The organism is Paenibacillus amylolyticus (genome assembly GCF_001570725.1).
GTDB lineage: Bacteria > Bacillota > Bacilli > Paenibacillales > Paenibacillaceae > Paenibacillus > Paenibacillus amylolyticus_A.
Map to the genome: position 1 here is coordinate 3314171 of NZ_BCNV01000001.1, position 20947 is coordinate 3335117.

Consider the following 20947-nt stretch of genomic DNA (forward strand, 5'->3'; position numbering starts at 1 on the left):
AGCTGTCGAGATTTTCTCGGCAGCTGTTTTTCTATGCTTTTTTCTATTTATCTTCATAATAGAAGCAAAAATATCGATATAAAATATAGACTCCCTATAGGAGAAGCACACATCCATACTAACATCACAAGAGTAACATCGAGGGGGATTAAACATGCTTTTTTTTCGCAATCGCAAGTTGGCTGTTAAGCTTGGGCTTTTACTAGGGATCGTATTACTCTGCTGTATCGGAGCCCTGATTGCATTTAACACCAAATCCATTTACGACAAAAGCCTGCAGTACGGTGAATCCATTGCTGGACAGGCAGCAAACCAGGCTACAAACGAGTTCATGACTGACATTAATCAGGTCAAAAACACATTAGACACCATGAGTACCACGTTATTGGATGCCGCTCAGAACGGGTCTCTCAACCGTGAGGAAGTCGTTAGACTTCTTGAACAGTATCTGAAAAAGGATGAGAAAGTTTTCGGCTTTTATACAGGCTGGGAACCTAATGCCTTTGATGGGAACGATGCGGATCACGTGAATAAAAATGTATATGATGATGCTACGGGGCGATTCGTTCCATACGCCATACGGGACGGTAACTCTCTGTATTTTGAGCCTCTGACTACCTATGAGGGGAACAGTGAAACCAGTACGTACTATCAGCAACCCAAGAAAACCAAATCCATCTATTGGTCTGAGCCTGTTACCTATACGGTTGGTGGAAAAGAAACACTACTCGTTTCGATTGTGCTCCCTCTATTAGATGAAAACAAAACGTTTCTGGGCATTGTTGGGGCCGACTTTACCATTGATCGTTTTCAGCAAAATATAGCATCACTCAATCCGGATCAGGGTTATGCGATGCTGATTACTGGTGAAGGACAGATTGCTGCTCACGGCTCCAAACCGGAACTGGCCAATGAAGGAGCCGTCATTCCAGCTGAAATGGAGTCAGTCATTCAGCGTATTCAGTCTGGCGAGTCCCAGTTTTACGCTACTGACCCTGAAGTAGGTGAAGAATTATTTATTGCCGAGCCCGCCAGGTTGCAAGGAACCGATTCGAACTGGTACCTTGTCTCGGCGCTGCCAAAGAGCCATATCCTTCAACCTTTCTATGACAGCTTGAACTGGTCCATATTGATTGCCGCACTGGCTGTACTTTTGCTTGCAGGTGTAGTCACCTATACCATCATCTCCATTGTAAGACAGTTGAATCAGGTCAATATCGTGGCTGGAGAGCTGGCTGGCGGAGATCTGACACAAAAGTTACCCGTACGATCCAAAGATGAATTCGGTATCATGGCAGGTCATATGAATCAGATGATGGATACACTGCGTCATACGATATCGGTTATATCCGAACATGCTCTATCTGTAGGCTCCACTTCTCAACAGTTGACCGCCGGTGCCGAAGAAACAGGTAAAGCCGCCGAACTGATTGCATTAACAGGAGTCGAACTTGCAGATAAAGCAGGTAAACAGGTGCAGGAGCTGCAAGAGTCCTCCCGTTCCATGAATGAAATATCTGCAGGGATCGGAAGAATCGCAAAAGCCGCCTCCGATGTATCCGATTCATCACGAGCTGTGGCTGAGCGAACAACCGTTGGAACCGATAAAATTCAGTCTGCCATGCGTCTGGTGGATAGTGCCACCTCTTCTGTGCAAACGTCCATGACCGCACTGGAGAATTTCCGTCAACGCTCTGAAGAGATTGGACATATTACGGGCATGATCACGGAAGTTAGTCGGCAAACCAACCTTCTCGCACTTAATGCTTCCATTGAAGCATCACGAGCAGGTGAACACGGACGAGGGTTTGGTGTTGTTGCCTCGGAAATTCGTAATCTGGCTGAACAATCCAGAATATCAGCAGCGCAGATTGCAGCGTTGATTCATAGCGTTCAGCAAGAGGTCCTTTCTCTCGTTGAAAATATGGAACACGGGAACTCCGAAGTTAGCCATATTGCGGAAGTGATTAATGAAAGCGGGGAACTCTTCCTTACCATCTCATCACAGATTTCAGATGTAAATGAGCAAATTGAGCATGTCTCAGCCATTGCGCAGCAGATGTCAGCTGGATCGCAACAAGTGGATGCCACGTTGGTGCATCTCAAAACCATTGGACATGAGACAGCCGATCACGCAACTCGTGTTGCCTCTGCTTCTGAAGAACAACTTGCATCCATGGAAGAGATCACAGCGGCATCTGCCTCGCTGGCTAATCTTACCCAGGAACTATTGGAACTGATTCAACGCTTCAAAACCTGATGTAGAAGACCTCAAATACGACACATCATTCAGGCCACCCTATGCACCTCAGCATGGAGGTGGCCTGCTTATTTTGACTTACAACTCATGAAATGTGCTTCAATATCGCATGATATATAGCATAATCCATGGCAGAATGGCAAATTTCGACCATTACTTGTATTTCTCAGGCATGCAAACCCGCCTTTTTATGCTATAATAAGTGCTGTTAAAAGGAGGAAGACACTGAATGGTTGATGTTAATAAGAAAAAGCCCGATGAACAGCCTGTACGCAAGCGCAGCTTTGCCCGCAGACTGGGAAGTTTCGTCAAATGGATGGTTGTCCTTGGCTTTATGGGGGCACTATTTGTAGGCGGTGCTTTGATGGGATACGTCAGTTCCATTGTGAAAGACGAGCCTGTCCGTTCAAGGGCCCTGATTGAACAAAAAGTCAGCGAAAACTCCATCACAGGCTTTGCTTACTTTGCCGACGGCAGTCCGATCGGTCAATTACGTACAGAAGAAGACAGGCGTCCGGTCACTACGGATCAGATCCCACAAAAGGTTATTGATGCTGTCGTTTCAATTGAAGACAATCATTTTTACGAACATAAAGGTGTAGACATGAGCGGAACGCTCCGTGCCGTGAAACAAAAAGTGCTGAAAGAATCAGTACAAACCGGCGGTAGTACACTGACTCAGCAATTGGCGCGTCGTGTGTTTCTGAATTTGGATCGCACGGAAGATCGGAAAGTGAAAGAAATCTTGCTCTCACTCCGACTCGAACGTTTCCTGACCAAAGACGAGATCATGACAGCCTATCTGAACAAGGTTCCTTTCGGTAACGGTTCCAGCGGATACAACGTTTACGGAATCAAGGCCGCTGCCAAAGGTCTGTTCAATATTAATGATCTTGAAAAAATCAACATCGCTCAGGCTGCTTATCTTGCTGGATTGCCGCAGCTCCCCTCCTCTTACTCTGCCTTTAACGGTAAAGGCGATTTTGTAGAGGAAAATTTTGACCGCGCAATCAACCGTCAGCATCTGGTATTACGCCGTATGCTTGAACTGGGCAAAATCAATCAGTCCGAGCATGATGAAGCTCTTGCTTTTGATATTAAAAGTTCACTCGCTCCGAAGACCATCAAGGCTTACAATACTTATCCATATCTTATGATGGAAACGGAACGACAAGCTGCACAGATTTTGATGAAACAATTGAATTCCGATACAGCTGAATCCACAGACAAAGGTACGGATGCAGACACACCTCAGAAGGAAAGTAGTGCGTTATTAGAGGAAGCTCAGACGCAACTGCGTACAGGTGGATACCGCATTTACACGACCATCAACAAAAGTATCTACAAAACGATGCGTACCATTGCCGAAGATGACAGCAATTTCTCAGCAGATGATCCTGTCAAAGGGAAAGAACAAACTGCTGCCATGCTGATTAATCACAAAACAGGTGCTATTCTAGGCATGATTGAGGGACGGGATTTCCAGGATGAACAGATGAACTACGCAACGCAGATGGTGCGTCAGCCAGGTTCAACAATGAAACCTATTGCCGCTTATCTTCCTGCGCTAGATGAAGGTCTTGTTCAGCCGGCTTCAATTATTGATGACTCACCGATCATCCTGAAAAATGGTCCGAGCGGGTATCACATTGCAAAGAATGCCAATAACCGTTATCAGGGATTGGTCACTGCGCGCAGAGCATTAAATTATTCTCTTAATATACCGGCTCTGAAGTTGTTTAATGAAGAAGTAGGGATCGAGAAGGCTTGGACCTTCGCCAAGAAACTTGGAATTACCACCATTCAGAAGGAAGACTATCAGGCTCAAACAGGTGTTCTCGGAGGTCTCCAGTACGGTGTAACCGTTGAAGAACTGACCAGTGCCTATGGGGCCATCGCCAATAATGGTGTGTATAACGACTCCTACATGATTAGTAAAATTGTAGATTCCAAAGGCAACATCGTGTATAAACATGATACTGAACCAGTCCAAGCTTTCTCGGAGCAGACAGCATACCTGATGACCGATATGTTACGAACCGTTATTACGGAAGGTACGGCAGATAAGGTACGGGAAAATTACAAATATTCCAAGAGTGTGCCGATCGTAGGTAAAACGGGCTCCACCCAAAACTATGCAGATGTCTGGTTCGAAGGCTATACGCCAGATGTCACACTTGGTGTGTGGGTTGGATACAAGCAGCCAGTGAATACGCTGGAAAGCAAATCACAGAGAAAACGTGCGCAGCAACTGTGGTCGAAAATCTTGAATGAAGTAATCGATACGCAAAAAGATCTGTTTGTCACGGACTCGTTCAAAAAACCATCTGGCATTGAAACGCGGACGGTTTCGGCTTACAGCGGAAAATTGCCAACCTCCATGACTGACAAATTTGTTACGGATATTTTCAACAGCAAATTTGTTCCGAAGGATAGCGATGACGGCGTCGCCAAAGCCAAGTACATTACTTACAATGGTGTGAATTACATTCCGCGTGATGGAACGCCTGCGGACATGTTGAAGGAAAAAACGGTAATCAAGCGTAAAAAGCCGATCTCTGATCTCATCAAGGAATTGCAAAATGCATTCTCACGTATGAGTCGACATGAGTCACTTGCTTATTACCTTCCTGAAGATGCTGATGCAGACATGCCAACACAGGTTGATCCAAGAACAGATAACGGCAAAGCTCCTGATGCACCAGGTAACGTACGAATCTCTACCTCGGGTGACCGAGCTGTAATTACATTCAATGCCACACCAGAAAATGATGTCGTTGGTTATCGTCTGTATCGTTCTGTAAACGGTGGAGGATTCCAGAATCAGGGTCAAGTTGTCCTGACCGGTGAATCCAGATCATTCTCTGCATATGCAGCGCCAGGCGGCAACTTCGCCTTCTATGTAACCGCAGTGGATGTTGCGGGCAGAGAGTCTGCTCCTAGCGCTACCGTAAATAGTGCTGGAAGTGTAGCCCCTCCTGTGGAAGAAGAGATTAATGAGCCAATTGAAGTTCCAGGTACAGTCATTACTCCGGGAGAAACGCAGAACGATAATACGACAACGACAGCCCCAGGTACACCTGGTCAAGTCAGCGTATCTGCGCTCTCTCAAGGACTACGTATTCAATGGGCGTCCACTCCGAACGCAGATAGTTACGCTGTATATTACAGTGAAACAGGTTCGGCTCCTTACACCAAAATTGGAACAACGTCGGGAACGACCATGGATTATGGCGTACCTGCGACTACCGCTGGATGGTTCAAGGTATCTGCCAGCAACAGTGCGGGTGAATCCGAAGCTTCTGCAGCCGTACATTTTCAACCCTGATTCAACATCGTGATCCGCAAAAAGCCGCACGCTCAGACCATATCTGAGAGTGCGGCTTTTTCATTTGCATTCTCAGCAAAAAAAGCCTGCTTTCATGCCATTGGCATAAAGCAGGCTTTTACAAACGATTTAAATGCGTAGAGTCACCGTATTTGGATTCGTAAAGTATTAACTTCTTCCCCACACTCGTTGGTATCGACACGATACCGACACATTCATGATCCTAATACTGTCACGTTAGTCTTCAATGGTGGATAGATCCCCTGCTGGCAGATCAAGCTCCCAGGCTTTCAGTACCCGGCGCATGATCTTGCCGGAACGTGTCTTGGGCAGTTTATCCTTAAACTCAATCTCACGCGGAGCGGCATGAGCAGACAGGCCTTCTTTTACAAAACGATAAATCTCTTCTTTTAGCTCCGGGGTCGGCTCATATCCTTCACGAAGCGCTACAAAGGCCTTGATAATCTCCCCACGTGTCACATCCGGCTTGCCGATTACCCCCGCCTCCGCTACCGCAGGATGCTCCACAAGCTTGCTCTCCACCTCAAAGGGTCCAATACGCTCACCTGACGAATTAATCACATCATCAATCCGTCCCTGGAACCAAAAATATCCTTCTTCATCCATATAAGCAGAGTCGCCAGACACATACCAGCCCGTAAGCCTGAAATACTCCTCGTATTTCGCAGGATTATTCCAGATCTTCGCCATCATGGATGGCCAAGGTGTTCGTATCGCCAGATTGCCCATACTGTACGGCGGCAATTCCTGCCCGCGATCATCAATAATAGCTGCCTCAATTCCAGGCAATGGACGTCCCATGGAGCCAGGCTTAATCGGCATTCCAGGATAGTTACAGATCAGCTGCGCACCTGTTTCGGTCATCCACCATGTATCATGAATTCGCTGACCATAGGCTTTCCATCCCCAACGAACAACCTCCGGATTGAGCGGTTCACCGACAGACATCACGTGACGCAGACTGCTCAGATCATGCTGGGCAATCGTCTCTTCTCCTGCACCCATCAGCATACGGAAGGCCGTTGGTGCACTGTACCAGATGGTGACTTTGTTCTTCTGGATGGTATTGTACCAATCTTGAGGACTGAAGCGACCGCCACGTATCACATTAGTCACTCCGTTGAGCCACGGGGCAAAGATCCCATAAGACGTACCTGTCACCCAACCAGGGTCAGCTGTACACCAATACACGTCATCCTCACGCAAATCCAGAACAACCTTACCTGTATAATAGTGCTGAATCATGGCATTCTGAACATGGTAGACCCCTTTGGGTTTACCCGTAGAGCCTGAGGTATAGTGAATTAACAAGCCATCCTCACGATTCAACCACTCCACTTCCATCTCATCCGAAGCTGCAGACATCTCTGCATCAAAATCAATGAGTCCTTCTTCATGCTGTACGCCGCCACCCACAATAAAGATATGTTTGAGTTCAGGCAGTTCGGAACGTTTAATCCGCCCCAGCAATTCCGGAGTCGTGACGAGTGCTACAGCCCCGCTATCCTCCAGCCGATCCTTCACAGCCGTTTCCATAAACGCTTCGAACAAAGGGCCCGCGATGGCTCCAGCCTTCAATATACCCAGAAGACTAAAATACAGCTCCGGGCTACGCGGCATAAAAATAAACACGCGCTCCCCTTTGGCTATGCCATATTTGCGGAGAACATTCCCGAACCGACTCGACTGTTCACTCAGATCAGCGAAGGTATAGGCCTCTTCACGCGAAGCATCACTATACAATAAAGCGGTTCTTCCGCCTCTTCCTTCCAGTACATGACGGTCAATCGCTTCATGCGCCATGTTCACTTTTCCGCTGGCGTGCCACGTAAAGTGCCTTTCCACCGATTCCCAATCGAACCGGCTTCTCGCCTCCGTGTAATCGCCCAGGTTAGATTCGGACACAACCGTTTGCAGCATCTCACCATGTGCTTGACTCATGCTTGCCAGCCTCCTTCAACTCGACATTTCGATTCCCATTATGGGTTAATTCTCATTGCCTTGGTGTTGACTGAACTTCCAGTTAGCGCTTACATTAGTAGAGAGAACTTCTCATCATGTACTTGCTCGGCCAAACAGATGTTAACTATACTGTATTGAATTGTGAACATTTTTTGTCTACGCAATTATAGCAAATCTTTTCAATTGTCGTCTATGGCTTTTCAATTTTTTGGATTTTTGCTATAGCGGCCTTTTTGAACAACCTCTATAAGTAGGGGGAGAGGAGCATGAACCATGGAACATATCAAGGAATATCACATTCGTTCCATCTTCAAGTCCGGCCACCGAATTACTGTTGAAGGCCCCATGCAGGCCGAGGAAATAACCCACCTTGCCTTCCATCCGGATCTGGATGCCTTTCGGCGCCCAACCGAGCAACAGGAAGCGTTGGCTGAGATTGCAGCATTGCCAGAAGGTCGAATTATCCTCGCACATGAAAATGAAACGATTATCGGCTATGTAACCTTTCACTATGCGGATGAGTGTGAACGCTGGTCTGAGGGCAACATGACTGATCTGATTGAGCTTGGGGCAATCGAGGTTGCGGACGAATACCGCTCGCTTGGCATTGGACGTGAAATGCTGCTTACGGCTCTGGAAGATAAACATATGGAGAACTACATTATTTTCACGACAGAATATTATTGGCATTGGGACCTTAAGGGCAGCGGACTAAACGTATGGGATTATCGCAAAATGATGGAGAGGCTGATGGAAACGATCGACATGACGTGGTATGCAACAGACGACCCTGAAATCTGTTCACATCCTGCCAACTGTTTGATGGTACGTATCGGAAGTCAGGTGCCCATGACATCGGAAGAACAGTTTGATCGTGTACGCTTCCGTCATCGGTTCATGTACTAATTCGATGATCTATTTTCGAAAACGATATACATAACAAAAACCGCCTCTCGCAGCGTTGCTCCATCATTCATGGAACAGCTCATCAAAGGGCGGTTTTTCATTCATAACGTATCGCATTACTTTCGAAACTATGCCATTACATATTTTCTAACATGTGCTCCACAATGCGGTGTGAACGCTGCGAAGATTCCACGGTAAATTCAGCAAAGTTAACATGCGCTGAACCATCCGCTTTATCCGACATCCCACGCAGGACAACAAATGGTACACGATTCATATAACAGACCTGAGCGACTGCTGCCCCTTCCATCTCGGCACATGCACCGTCCATTTCGGTATATAACATATTAACCGTATCTTTATTCGCAATAAATTGGTCTCCAGATAACACTTTACCGATCAGATAATTGGCCCCCTGAGCTTTGCACGCTTCTTCAGCAAGTGCAATAAGTGAAGCCTCGGCAGGGAATGCAGATGTCTCCTGGTAAGGAATTACTCCGCGTTCGAACCCCAGTGGCGTTACATCCATGTCGTGCTGAACACATACAGACGATATAACCATATCTCCAATGTTCAGCTCCGGGTTAACCGCACCCGCAACACCTGTGAAAATAATGCGGTTGACCTGAAAACGATCGATCAAGATCTGTGTCGTAACCGCTGCGTTTACTTTACCTACACCGGATTTGCAAACCACGATTTGCTTGCCAAGCCACTCGCCTGCAACGTATGTAATCCCGGTTTGTTTGACCGTCTCCAGCTGCTTCATACCTGCTAGCAAAAGCTCTACTTCCTCATCCATCGCTCCGATAATACCAATCGTTTCGCGCATCTTCTGATACCCCCTGTTTTTATTTTTAAACTCATTCAGCACAAAAGCTCCGTCTCCGGAGCTTTCGCATATCCACTATGTAGAGAGAATGACTTCTCCCTTTCCTGTATATAATCCCGATTAAACTACATCTGCGTGACTTACAGACAGACGAAGAATCGTTTCATGCGGCAAAATAACCCGTGGGTTCTCCACATTTTCCTTCTTCATCAGCTTGGTCAGCAAACGCATCGCTACTGCACCAAGATCGTACATTGGCTGTGCCACTGTCGTCAACTGAGGGCGCACCATGGAAGCCATACGGATGTTATCCACACTAATAATGGAGAAATCATCCGGCACTTTCAGGCCTTCATCCTGAATGCTGTGAATGGCACCAATCGCCATTTCATCTGTTGCAGCAAAGATCGCCGACGGTTTCTTCTTCAGTCCGAGGAAATACTTCATCGCTTCCACACCGGATTCGTAACGATAGTTACCGATACGTACCAGATCCTCTTGATATTCCATGCCTGCTGCTTCCAGTGCTTTCTTGTAACCTTGGAAACGGGCATATCCATTCGCAGGATCTTGCAGTGTACCACTGATCATTGCAATTTCCTTGTGTCCATGACGAATCAGGGTGTTTACGGCGTCAAACGCAGCCGCCTCATGGTCAATATCCACCGAAGGGAATGTTCCCTTCTCATCACTCGTTGCACAAAGTACAATCGGCACAGCCGCAGACTGGAACGCCTGAATGTGTTCGTCCGTTACTGTTCCGCCCATGAAGAGCAGTCCGTCTACTTGTTTTTCAAGCAAGGTGTTAATAACACGAATTTCTTTTTCTTTCTTCTTATCTGCATTACACAAAATGATATTGTAGTGATACATATTCGCAATATCTTCAATTCCGCGGGCAATCTCCGCGAAGGTTGAGTTCGAAATATCCGGAATAACGACCCCGACCGTGGTTGTCTTCTTGCTTGCCAGACCTCTGGCTACCGCATTCGGACGATATCCCAACCGTTCGATGGCTTCATATACTTTTTTCCGCGTTTGCGGTTTGACATTAGGGTTATTATTAACTACCCGTGATACCGTTGCCATAGACACTCCAGCTTCACGTGCCACATCATAAATGGTTACCGTCACAGTACTTCTCTCCATTACCAGTAAATTTTCATACCATTTTCATTAAGATTTATATTACGACAAATTTTTGCATTAATCAATTAAAATAGGCTTTAGGACTCACTCAAAACATTCGTAAGTGTGGCGCTAGTAATATCTGAATGGGAAGTATGCCATACAGGAATTCCCTTTTTGATCAGGATCGCCTGTGGAGATTCGTGCTTAACACCCAGCTTATCTGCTGCTTCATTGGATACCGGGCGATCTTCCACAACATAAATGATGCCATATTTCACTTGTTCATTGGGATTGTTATGCAAATAATCGTTCATCTCCTGATAAGCATTCGAGCTGATCGGGCAGCGTGTGCTGTGCTTAAACAGAAGCAAAGGTTGATCCTCGGTAGCCTCCACTGCGGAGTTTAGCTGTTCAATACTTGTCATTTTAGTCATGTCAGCCATTAGATATACATCCCCCTTTACCAGGAATACCGCTATGTTGAGCGTTTTCACTCTTCGATATCTTAACAAAAAGTGCGCGAAAAAGCCAATTTTCATGAAAACAAGCATTTTACACGTCAAAATTAGACAGCATTCGAGAAGTACTCCTGCCACACAAATCCGGATAATTGACTTAATCTGCGCTGTGTGGTCTCAATCCACGCTGTATCTCCAGACTTCGTTGCGTAACCCATAATGTCCAGCAGCAGATTAATACGTTCCTCCACCGCTTGCTGCATGCGATATTCCATCTCCCGATCCGTCGCATCTGGCCAGGCTAGCAATTGCTCATGAAACAGATCTGCCAGTTCATTCCGTTCACCAAAAGATACGTCCTGCTTCACGGGTTGTTCACCCAGTGTGCTTATGCATTCTGTTAAGTCCGGCTTGACCGGCGGAAGCACTTCGTAGGATACACAGTCTGTACATGCAAATACAGGTACGTTTCGAATTTCCACCTTTTTGGCGTATACCACTGTTCTTAATTCCAACTCCATTACATGTCCACATCTGCACGACTTGCGCACAACCATCACCTCATTCGTTCTATACTCTTATATAAGTACCATTCGACCTATTTCGGCTCAAATCCTGCTGCAAATGAGAGGTTGCACAAATTACCACTCCCACCAGATGAAGGTTGTCGAATGCAGGCAGTCCTTGACTTGTAATCGCTTCCTCAAAAGTGAATATGCACTTCCATGAACTCCCACGGAGAATCTGTTACAATTATAGACGCGACATCCCTAATCACCACAAAAAGGAGAGATGGATATGAGATTAACCGGTAAAAAAGTCATCGCTCTGGTCGATGAAGAATTCGAAGATCTGGAATTGTGGTACCCTGTGCATCGTGTTCGTGAAGAAGGCGCGGAGGTGCATCTGGCTGGAGAGAAAAAAGGAAAAACCTATATTGGCAAATATGGTGTCCCTGCTGAAGCTGAATACAGTTTCGATGAACTCGACAGTTCACATTATGATGGTATTCTCGTGCCAGGGGGCTGGGCGCCGGACAAGCTGCGTCGTTATCCCAAGGTACTTGAGCTTGTGAAGGAAATGAATGCAGACAAGAAACCGATTGGACAGATCTGTCATGCAGGTTGGGTGCTGATCTCCGCCAAAATTCTGGACGGAGTAACGGTAACCTCTACACCAGGCATTCGAGATGACATGGAAAATGCAGGTGCCATATGGAAAGATGAAGCGGTTGTTGTTGATGGCCATATCATCTCAGCGCGTCGTCCACCAGACCTTCCACCTTACGGTAAAGCATTCTGTGATGCACTCGCTGACAAATAAAAATAACCCCGTTGTGCTGATCTCATGCACAACGGGGTTATTTTACTATCACAAGTTTCTTAACAACTATTTATCACAAATGTAAATATATTAACTTAAAGGTATTTATATCCAATTATCCAGTTCATGATGCATTCGAACCACTTTGCTCGTCTGGACTACCTGTGGAATCATTAAAAACCTGTAGGCGCTCCTCAATATCTCCACTGGTGCGCAGGGCGAAGCACTTACGTGCTTCTTCTTTGGCTTCCGATGCAGTTGTATTCAGCACTCTGTGCTTCACACGTAGCAGGGATTGTGGAGACATACTCAAGTGGCGGATGCCAAGCTCCAGCCAAAGCGGTATGGCACGTTCGTCCCCTGCCATCTCTCCGCACACACTAACATCAATTCCGGCGGTGTGAGCCGCATCCGCTGTGGCACGAAGCATCCGTAGAACAGCCGGATGATATGGATGATACATATGAGCTATCTGCTCATTCATTCGATCTACTGCCAATACATATTGAACCAGATCGTTCGTACCAATACTAAAGAAATCTGCTTCCTCAGCCAGAAGGTCAGCAATCATCACCGCTGCAGGAACTTCAATCATAATCCCTACCTGAATGTGAGGATCGTATGACAGTCCCCGCTCGTCCAGATCGGACATCGCCTCACGAAGAATCTCATTGGCCTGCTGAAGCTCTTCCACCGAAGAGATCATCGGATACATGATTTTGACATTACCAGCAGCACTGGCACGCAGAATGGCTGTAAGCTGTGTTTTGAACAGATCCTTGCGGTCCAGACTAATCCGAATGGCACGGTACCCCAGAAACGGATTGTCTTCCTCAGGCAATTCAAAATAATCGAGCTGCTTATCACCACCGATATCCAGTGTACGAATGACAACGGATTGGCCTGCTGTTTTCTCTGCCACAAGGCGGTACACCTCATACTGCTCTTGCTCGCCCGGGAACGTAGCCCGGTCCATATACAGGAACTCTGTCCGGAACAAGCCTACGCCCTTCGCTCCATGTTTTAAAGCCATGTCCAGTTCCTTCACGGAACTGATATTGGAAGCAAGGTGTAATACGGCCCCGTCTTTAGTCACGGCATCTACCGTAGCAAGCACTTGAAGTTGTTCCTTTTTCTTCAGTTGCTTGCTGCGCAGCATCGTATACCGTTCAATCGTCTTGCGGTCCGGATCGGTAAATACCAAGCCATTGTCACCATCTACCACAAGCATATCCCCTGTCTCTACCGGCATGCCAAGACTCGCTTCCAGACCGGAAACGAGAGGAATGCCGAGTGCACGAGCCATAATCGCAGAGTGTGATGTTTTCCCGCCAATTAAGGTTACAATGCCTAGCACATGAGTGGGATTTAGATGTGCCAGTTGAGATGGCGACAGCTCTTTTGCAACGAGTACATAAGGCTGGGTATCCGAAGGAAGTGTAATCTCTGGTGCGCCAAGCAAATGCTTGAGCAGACGGTTACCCACATCCTTGATGTCAATAGCCCGCTCCTTCATATACTCATCTTCCAGCAGATCAAACATCGTGACAAAATGGTCAATGGCTTCTTTGACCGCCACTTCTGCTGCCTTGTACTGTCGTTCGATAATACCGCGAATTTCGTTCATAAATACCGGATCTTCGAGGATTGCCAGATGTGCATCAAAAATACTGGACTCCTCTGGACCAACGACTTCCTTGAACTCATTTTTGATATATTCGATCTCATCCTTAGATGTCCGTATGCCCTCATACAGCCGTTCGAACTCCTGGGCGAGATCCACCGAATCCATCTTCTGATCCGGCAGATCCCATTCCCAACTGGGCAGGACAAATGCTTTGCCGATGGCTATGCCTGCAGCTCCGTTGATGCCTTGTATCTTCATTCTACCCCTCCAACGTTCCTGTCATAGAGCACCACGGACATAACGGATGCCTGACCTTTCTTAACTTGCTTAAATGGAGCAAAACTCCATGATTTTACACGATCTGGATTCGTAATTACCATTGGTGTTGTCAGTGACGCCGCTTGCTCGCGAAGTACTGCCAGATCGAACTTGATCAACAACTGCCCTGGCTCCACCGTATCGCCCTCCTGAACAAAAGCTTCAAAATGGCCTTTCAACTGAGAGGTATCGATGCCGATATGCAGTAACACCTCAAGCCCCTCTCGGGTGGAAATACCCAGGGCGTGCATGGTCGGGTACAAGTGCATAATCGTTCCGTACACGGGTGAGACCAGCTCTCCCTTTTCCGGAACAAAGGCTACACCATCCCCAACAAGCTTGGCTGCAAAGATCTGATCGGGCACCTCTTCAATCGGGAGCATTTTACCCTGAACGGGAGCACAGAACAGCACCTGTTGCAGATCTCTTTCCAGCAGTTTCGCGATTTCTTCCCGGATCAATTCCGAGTAGGTACCGAATACCACCTGTACGTTACCGCCACCCAGCTTGATCAGTCCAGCGGACCCCATACTCTTCATGGCACCCGTGTCGATCAGACGGTCATCATGCACAGTCAGGCGAAGACGCGTAATACAGGCTTCAACCTGCACAATGTTCCCTTTTCCACCCAAAGCTTCGAGAATCAAAGGTGCCTGATAAGGAATGTTACCTACCCAATCTTCCAACATAGACCCCTCTTCACGTCCTGGTGTTGGTATCTTGAACGTACGAATCGCCCATCGGAACAGGAAGTAATAGACCAGCCCATATAGTATGCCAACCGGAATGAGCTTCCAAGCATTCTCCGATAGATGGAAATTGAGTATGTAATCAATAATACCTGCGGAGTAAGAAAACCCGTGCCTAATATCGAGCCAGTAGCTAATCCACATGGCAACACCGGACATGACTGCATGCACGATGAACAGATAAGGTGCGGCGAACAAAAAAGCAAACTCAATCTGCTCCGATACCCCGGTCAGAAAACAAACGAGTGCCGATGTCAGAAAGGTTTTCTTGATTTTCGGTTTCAGATCTTCCCTGGCTTCCTGAATAATAGCGAAGGCTATTGCCGGAATGGCGAACATCATGATGGGAAACAAACCCGCCATAAAAAATCCTGCGGTGGGATCACCTGCAAAAAATCGAGGCAAATCACCTTGCACAATGTTACCATCAGGCGTTTCGAACGTCCCTAACTGGAACCAAAACACATTGTTAAGCAGGTGATGAAGGCCGAAAGCGACCAGCACCCTGTATAACACCCCGTAGATGAACAGCCCAAAACCCCCGAGACTGTATTCCCAAGTGGCGATGGCGTTCAATCCATGCTGAAGGATCGGAGCAAGCCATAACATAAAACAGGAGAACAGTGCCGAACAGAGTCCAACAATGAGTAAAACAAACCTTGAACCCCCGAAAAATTGTAAAATTTCAGGCAGTTTAATGCTTTTAAAGCGATTATGCATTCCCCCGGCAAGCGCGCCGAGTATGATTCCGATTAAGGAAGCGGGCTGAACGGTGCCGTCGCCGAAGTTGCGAGTGACCTGATCATATATCACGATACCAGCCAGCGCAGCGAGTCCCGCTTGTCCGGCCTGGTTGGAGAGTCCCAGTGCTACACCGACAGCGAACAAATACGGCAAGAAATAAAAAATACCGTGTCCGGCCACGGTAGACACTTCACCGACAACTTCCAATCCCCAGGCGTCCCAAGGCAGACTGCCAACACTGAGCAAAATTGCGGCGGCGGGCAGGACCATTGTAGGCAGCATTACCGCTCGTCCGAGCTGCTGCAAGGATCCGAGCCAATTCATGGCGACCTCTCCTTTCTATCCTAGATGGTAAGCTTTACGCAACGTTTTGTCAAAGTAAAACAGTAACCAATTGGTAATTAATACGGCAAAAATAGAACAGAAAAAATCCCGTCAACTTCAAGTTAACGGGATTCATCCTATAATCATTCAATTGGGACAGATCAGGAGATCATCTGATCACAGGTGAACGAGCCTCTCAGCCGCGTCCAGCGCCGCGCAGAACGATGGAATCCTCTACCTTGATACAACGATTCGTTACCGCTGTCATCCCGTTCTCCGCAGCAATCTGGACCGCTTCATCACTATGGATGCCAAGCTGCAGCCACAGTACATTCGCTTTGATGGCGGCAGCGTCACGAGCGACATCCGCGCAAAACTCTTCGCGACGAAAGACATTGACGATGTCTACCGGCTCTGGAATATCCGCGAGTGTGGCATATACCGTCTCTCCAAGGATTTCACCTTGCACCTGTGGATTAACCGGGATGATGCGATAGCCTCTGCTCTGCATGGCTTCGGCTACCATATAGGAAGTGCGATCCGATTTGTCTGATAAGCCGACGACTGCGATGTTGCCTGCCTTGCGCAAAAGTTGTCCAATTTCTTCACGAGTAGGGTTGTTAAATTCCATGTTCAAGCACCATCCTTTTCTGATTAAAGTGCGTGTTCAAAAGACAGTTTTCAGTTATTTACTCTTTTACCCATTGAACCGAGGCGCCAAGCGCCTGCAAATGATCGAAATATTGCGGATAAGACTTGGCTACATGGTGTGCATCCCGAATACGAAGTGGTTCCTTGGAACGCAGACCAACGACTGTAAGCGCCATAATTACGCGATGATCGTAATGAGCGTTAATCTCAACGCCACCTTCAACGCCTTCCGGACGCCCGTGTACGATAATCTCAGCCTGACGCTCTTCGACGTTCGCTCCTGCCTTCCGCAGCTCGTTCAAATAATCAGTGATTCGGTCACATTCCTTGTAACGCAGGTTCTCTACATTATAGAACCGTGACGTGCCTTCCGCAAACACAGCTGCGGCTACCATAGCCAAAACGGCGTCCGTCGCGGCATCCCCGTCGAATTCGATCGCTTTCAGTCTACCATTGCCTTGAACGTGTACGACATCGTTCTCATGTGTCAATGGCACTTCCATCATACGCAACACATCAACGATGGCACGTTCACCTTGCTTACTCTGCTCCATCAAGCGCAAAATCTTCACATCAGACTGTGTAACCGCTGCTGCGGCAAGAACCGCTGCTGAGCCCGGGTAGTCCCCTTGAACTGTGTAGGTCGTTGGCTGGTAAGCCTGTCCACCTGGTACACGGAAGGACATGTAATCATCACTTGCATGGATAACGATGCCTGCCTGCTCCAGTACTTCCAGGGTCTGTCCGATAACGACCTTGGACTTCAGGTCATTCAGCACTTCAATGGTGCTGTCTTCTGCAAGCAAAGGCGTAACAAACAGCAATGCGCTAAGATATTGGGAGCTAACGGAGCCGGATACACGAATGTGTCCCCCCTTGGCATTGCCACCTTTGATCGTAATCGGCAGGCGCCCTTGTTCATGTTGTACTTCTACACCCAGTTGACCAAGCGCATCGATCAGGTCATCATGCGGGCGTTTGCCGAGCGAATCCGGGTACGTATTCACAAAAGTAACTTCAGGACAAAGCGCTGTAACGCCCATCAGGAAACGAAGTACTGCACCCGCATTGCCTACATTCAATTCACGCACATCACGGGGATCACTGCCAAAGCCCTGGATCACAATCTTGCTGTCGTCTTCTTCAAGCACTGCCCCCAGATCGCGAATACATCTGCGCATGGCGTCACTGTCTTCACTGTGTGCCGGGAAATGAATGGTACTTGTGCCTTCTGCCAAGGCAGCAGCCAGCAAATAACGAGTCGTGTAGTTTTTGGAGGACAGAGCTCCGATTTCCCCGTTCAGGGTAGGGGTTGGTTTAACAATAACGTCCATGGATGAAATTCTCCTTCGTTGATTATATTGTTGCCAAATTGACATTCCGTGCATCGCTTGGGTATCATTATAGGCGTTAAGTCCATACAGAAAAGAGGACCTGAATATGACACAAATAGCTGAAATTGAAACATCTGAGCTGCGCCGCCGTTTACAGGCAGGAGAGAAGCTGCAGATGATAGACGTCCGCGAGGACGATGAAGTGGCACAAGGCATGATCGAAGGCGCCAAGCATATCCCGCTTGGACAGATTCCGGACCGACTGTCTGAGATTGATAAGTCAGGCGAGATCGTAATCATCTGTCGCAGCGGTTACCGCAGTGAACGTGCATGTGAATATCTGCAGCAACTCGGATATGAAGGCTGTACGAACATGGTCGGTGGCATGCTTCAATGGCAACAGGAAGACTAGAAAAACTCGGAGCGGAGTTAAGTCATTGTAACCTTGTGTGACCTCTACTCCACTCCTAGAAGCGGGCCATATGGCCCGTTTTGTGTTATCTGCCACCATCTATCCACCAAGAAACTTCGATGATCACAAGCTTAGACGCGGTAATGCGCTAAAATTAAACGAGTCACTTCAGCAGCGGATAACTCGGTTGTATCCACCGTATAATGCGCGAACCGATATGCGTCTTTACGTTCTTCCATAATCGTCTTGATGCGTTCCTCTGCATTGCCTGCAAGAAGCGGACGATTGTCACAGCCGCTAACACGTTCTACAATCACTGCTGGATCAGCAGTCAGGGCTACAACCCAACCATTCTTCGACATCACGTCACAATTATCCGAACGCAGCACCACGCCACCTCCGGTCGCTATGACCTGTGACTTTTTCTCCAGTACCGAGCATAACGTACGGCTCTCGGCATCACGGAAATACGTCTCTCCCTTGTCAGTGAACAGTTCTGGAATCGTACAACCTTCCTCTTTTTCCACCGCGGCGTCCACATCAATCAATCGGTAGCCAAGCTCGCGTGCAAGCATGTCAGCGACGGTAGATTTGCCAGTTCCCATCATGCCAATGAGAATAATATTGTTAGACTTGCTCAAGGTGTACACTCCTTTAATTCAAGCAATTCGTGAGCACTTTTGTCCTATCATAACACAGCCCTGCGGACTGGGAAAGACCATCTCCTTACCGACTTCCGTTGGACCATCCAGCAACATAACGAACTCCAATGAGCTTATTTATAAAAAAGAAGCCTGGCGTTAACCGGCAATAACCGGAACACCAAACCTCTTTATGAGCCTTTCAACAGGCCAAAGCTGCCACTTAAAGGGGCACTAGCCAAATCTAATAGACTTGTATATGTGGTACTACTCCATCCAGTTGTGGTGGAAGCTGCCTTCTTTGTCCACACGTTTGAAAGTGTGAGCACCGAAGTAGTCACGTTGTGCTTGCAGCAAGTTTGCTGGCAAACGCTCTGTACGGTAGCTGTCGTAGTAAGAAAGAGCGCTTGAGAAGCCTGGTACCGGAACACCTTGTTGTACAGCAGCCGCTACAACTTCACGCCATGCGCCTTGATAAGACTCAACGATGTTTTGGAAGTAAGGATCCAAGAGCAAGTTTTTCAGAGCTGCGTCTTTATCATAAGCTTCCTTGATGTTTTGCAGGAACTGCGAACGGATGATGCAACCACCACGGAAGATCATGGCAATGTTGCCGTATTTCAGATCCCAGCCATACTCATCGGAAGCTGCACGCATTTGTGCAAATCCTTGTGCATAGGATACGATTTTACTTGCGAAGAGGGCTTTACGCACGCTCTCAATGAATGCTTTTTTGTCCCCGGAGAACGCTTCAGTCGCTGGTCCACTCAGGATTTTGCTAGCTGCTACACGCTCGTCCTTCATGGCAGAAAGGAAACGGGAGAATACGGATTCCGTAATCATGGACAATGGTACGCCGAGATCCAGCGCGCTTTGGCTTGTCCATTTACCTGTTCCTTTTTGTCCTGCAGCGTCCAGAATGACATCAACCATTGGTTTGCCAGTTTCTGGATCGTATTTGGAGAAGATATCCGCCGTAATTTCGATCAGGTAGCTATCCAGCTCTCCTTGATTCCATTCCGTAAAGATCGCGTGCAGCTCTTCAACGGAAACGTTCAATACGGATTTGAGCAAGTGGTAAGCTTCACCAATCAACTGCATGTCTCCGTACTCGATACCGTTATGCACCATTTTTACATAATGTCCGGCACCGTCAGGTCCAATATATGTACAACATGGATCGTCACCGACTTTGGCCGAGATTGCCGTCAGAATCGGTTCAACCAGTTTATAAGCACTTTCCTGTCCACCTGGCATAATGGAAGGGCCTTTCAATGCGCCTTCTTCACCACCGGATACACCTGTACCGATGAAGCGAATGCCTTTGTCTTCCAACTCTTTGCTGCGACGTTGCGTGTCAGGGAAGTATGCGTTCCCTCCATCGATGATGATGTCGCCCTCATCCAAGTGAGGAAGCAGTTGTTCAATGGTAGCGTCGGTCGCTTTGCCGGCTTGTACCATGATCAAAATTTTGCGCGGGGATTCCAGGGATGCTACGAACTCTTCAATGGAGAATGAGCCTGTCAGGTTTTTACCTTCAGCTTCTTTCAGAAGATCATTGGTTTTCTCCGGGGAACGGTTATATACCGATACCGAGAAACCTCTGCTTTCAATGTTAAGGGCCAAATTTTTGCCCATGACAGCCAGGCCAATTACGCCGATTTGTTGTTTTGTCATCTGGTCCTCCATCCTTTGCTCCAATTAATTTTATTGAAATAAATTCTCAACAATACTCCTATTTTAACGGTTTTATGTATAGAAGTGAACCCCGTGACACCGTTACGCAACGATAAAACACCCCAATCTGCTGAGGTGTTCATCGTATTTTCATAAATAGAACCGTGAAGGCAATACATCATGCCAAAGTAATCCAATATTGTATTGTACAATGCTATAATTATATCCAATGAAGTTCGAACAAAAAGG

The 20947-nt window shown here is 47.4% G+C and carries 16 protein-coding genes; 5 read left to right on the top strand and 11 right to left on the bottom strand.

All coding sequences use genetic code 11. The features are described 5' to 3' along the window. Positions 1-154: 154 nt before the first annotated feature. Positions 155-2260, top strand: coding sequence for a methyl-accepting chemotaxis protein (locus PAHA3_RS14675; RefSeq protein WP_062835378.1), 2106 nt, complete (start codon positions 155-157; stop codon positions 2258-2260). A gap of 229 nt (positions 2261-2489) precedes the next feature. Next, on the top strand, positions 2490-5588 hold the full coding sequence (locus tag PAHA3_RS14680) for a transglycosylase domain-containing protein (protein ID WP_062835379.1): 3099 nt from the start codon (positions 2490-2492) through the stop codon (positions 5586-5588). A 237-nt stretch (positions 5589-5825) separates the two neighbouring features. On the opposite strand, the gene acsA is transcribed toward PAHA3_RS14680, so the two are convergent. Further along, complete coding sequence (gene acsA, locus PAHA3_RS14685; RefSeq protein WP_062835380.1) at positions 5826-7550, bottom strand: acetate--CoA ligase; 1725 nt, start codon at positions 7548-7550, stop codon at positions 5826-5828. A 294-nt stretch (positions 7551-7844) separates the two neighbouring features. Between acsA and PAHA3_RS14690 the strand changes: the two genes are divergently transcribed. Next, positions 7845-8477 (top strand): GNAT family N-acetyltransferase, encoded by a 633-nt coding sequence (locus tag PAHA3_RS14690; RefSeq protein WP_062835381.1) that lies wholly within the window; start codon positions 7845-7847, stop codon positions 8475-8477. Between the two features lie 136 nt (positions 8478-8613). On the opposite strand, the gene PAHA3_RS14695 is transcribed toward PAHA3_RS14690, so the two are convergent. The 4 genes from PAHA3_RS14695 to PAHA3_RS14710 form a co-directional block, all read right to left on the bottom strand. Continuing rightward, positions 8614-9309 carry a 5'-methylthioadenosine/adenosylhomocysteine nucleosidase gene (locus PAHA3_RS14695; RefSeq protein ID WP_062835382.1) on the bottom strand — a complete coding sequence of 232 codons (696 nt, stop codon included), beginning with the start codon at positions 9307-9309 and terminating at the stop codon, positions 8614-8616. Positions 9310-9429: 120 nt separating this feature from the next. Further along, positions 9430-10443 carry a catabolite control protein A gene (gene ccpA, locus PAHA3_RS14700; protein WP_062835383.1) on the bottom strand — a complete coding sequence of 338 codons (1014 nt, stop codon included), beginning with the start codon at positions 10441-10443 and terminating at the stop codon, positions 9430-9432. Positions 10444-10535: 92 nt separating this feature from the next. After that, positions 10536-10883: a bacillithiol system redox-active protein YtxJ gene (ytxJ, locus tag PAHA3_RS14705; protein WP_062835384.1), complete on the bottom strand. Its 348-nt coding sequence runs from the start codon at positions 10881-10883 to the stop codon at positions 10536-10538. 122 nt (positions 10884-11005) lie between these two features. Next, the gene (locus PAHA3_RS14710) at positions 11006-11419 is read right to left on the bottom strand and encodes a hypothetical protein (protein WP_062835385.1); all 414 of its coding nucleotides are present in this window, start codon (positions 11417-11419) and stop codon (positions 11006-11008) included. A 277-nt stretch (positions 11420-11696) separates the two neighbouring features. Here PAHA3_RS14710 and PAHA3_RS14715 point away from each other — a divergent pair, with 277 nt between their 5' ends. Beyond that, positions 11697-12221: a type 1 glutamine amidotransferase domain-containing protein gene (locus tag PAHA3_RS14715; protein ID WP_062835386.1), complete on the top strand. Its 525-nt coding sequence runs from the start codon at positions 11697-11699 to the stop codon at positions 12219-12221. Between the two features lie 124 nt (positions 12222-12345). Here the strand turns inward: PAHA3_RS14715 and ptsP are convergent, their stop codons facing one another. From ptsP to aroA, 4 genes are all read right to left on the bottom strand, one after another. Then, positions 12346-14106 (bottom strand): phosphoenolpyruvate--protein phosphotransferase, encoded by a 1761-nt coding sequence (gene ptsP, locus PAHA3_RS14720; protein ID WP_062835387.1) that lies wholly within the window; start codon positions 14104-14106, stop codon positions 12346-12348. Beyond that, positions 14103-15983, bottom strand: coding sequence for a glucose PTS transporter subunit IIA (locus PAHA3_RS14725; RefSeq protein WP_062835388.1), 1881 nt, complete (start codon positions 15981-15983; stop codon positions 14103-14105). Before PAHA3_RS14725 ends, ptsP begins: the two co-directional genes overlap by 4 nt. A gap of 196 nt (positions 15984-16179) precedes the next feature. Beyond that, the gene (locus tag PAHA3_RS14730; protein WP_017687409.1) at positions 16180-16614 is read right to left on the bottom strand and encodes a CoA-binding protein; all 435 of its coding nucleotides are present in this window, start codon (positions 16612-16614) and stop codon (positions 16180-16182) included. Positions 16615-16672: 58 nt separating this feature from the next. Continuing rightward, on the bottom strand, positions 16673-17968 hold the full coding sequence (gene aroA, locus PAHA3_RS14735; RefSeq protein ID WP_062835389.1) for a 3-phosphoshikimate 1-carboxyvinyltransferase: 1296 nt from the start codon (positions 17966-17968) through the stop codon (positions 16673-16675). A gap of 106 nt (positions 17969-18074) precedes the next feature. Between aroA and PAHA3_RS14740 the strand changes: the two genes are divergently transcribed. Further along, the gene (locus tag PAHA3_RS14740) at positions 18075-18380 is read left to right on the top strand and encodes a rhodanese-like domain-containing protein (RefSeq protein WP_062835390.1); all 306 of its coding nucleotides are present in this window, start codon (positions 18075-18077) and stop codon (positions 18378-18380) included. A 131-nt stretch (positions 18381-18511) separates the two neighbouring features. Here PAHA3_RS14740 and PAHA3_RS14745 read toward each other — a convergent pair whose 3' ends face one another. Next, positions 18512-19021 carry a shikimate kinase gene (locus tag PAHA3_RS14745; protein WP_235599445.1) on the bottom strand — a complete coding sequence of 170 codons (510 nt, stop codon included), beginning with the start codon at positions 19019-19021 and terminating at the stop codon, positions 18512-18514. 267 nt (positions 19022-19288) lie between these two features. Continuing rightward, positions 19289-20698: an NADP-dependent phosphogluconate dehydrogenase gene (gene gndA / locus PAHA3_RS14750; protein WP_062835391.1), complete on the bottom strand. Its 1410-nt coding sequence runs from the start codon at positions 20696-20698 to the stop codon at positions 19289-19291. Positions 20699-20947: the final 249 nt, after the last annotated feature.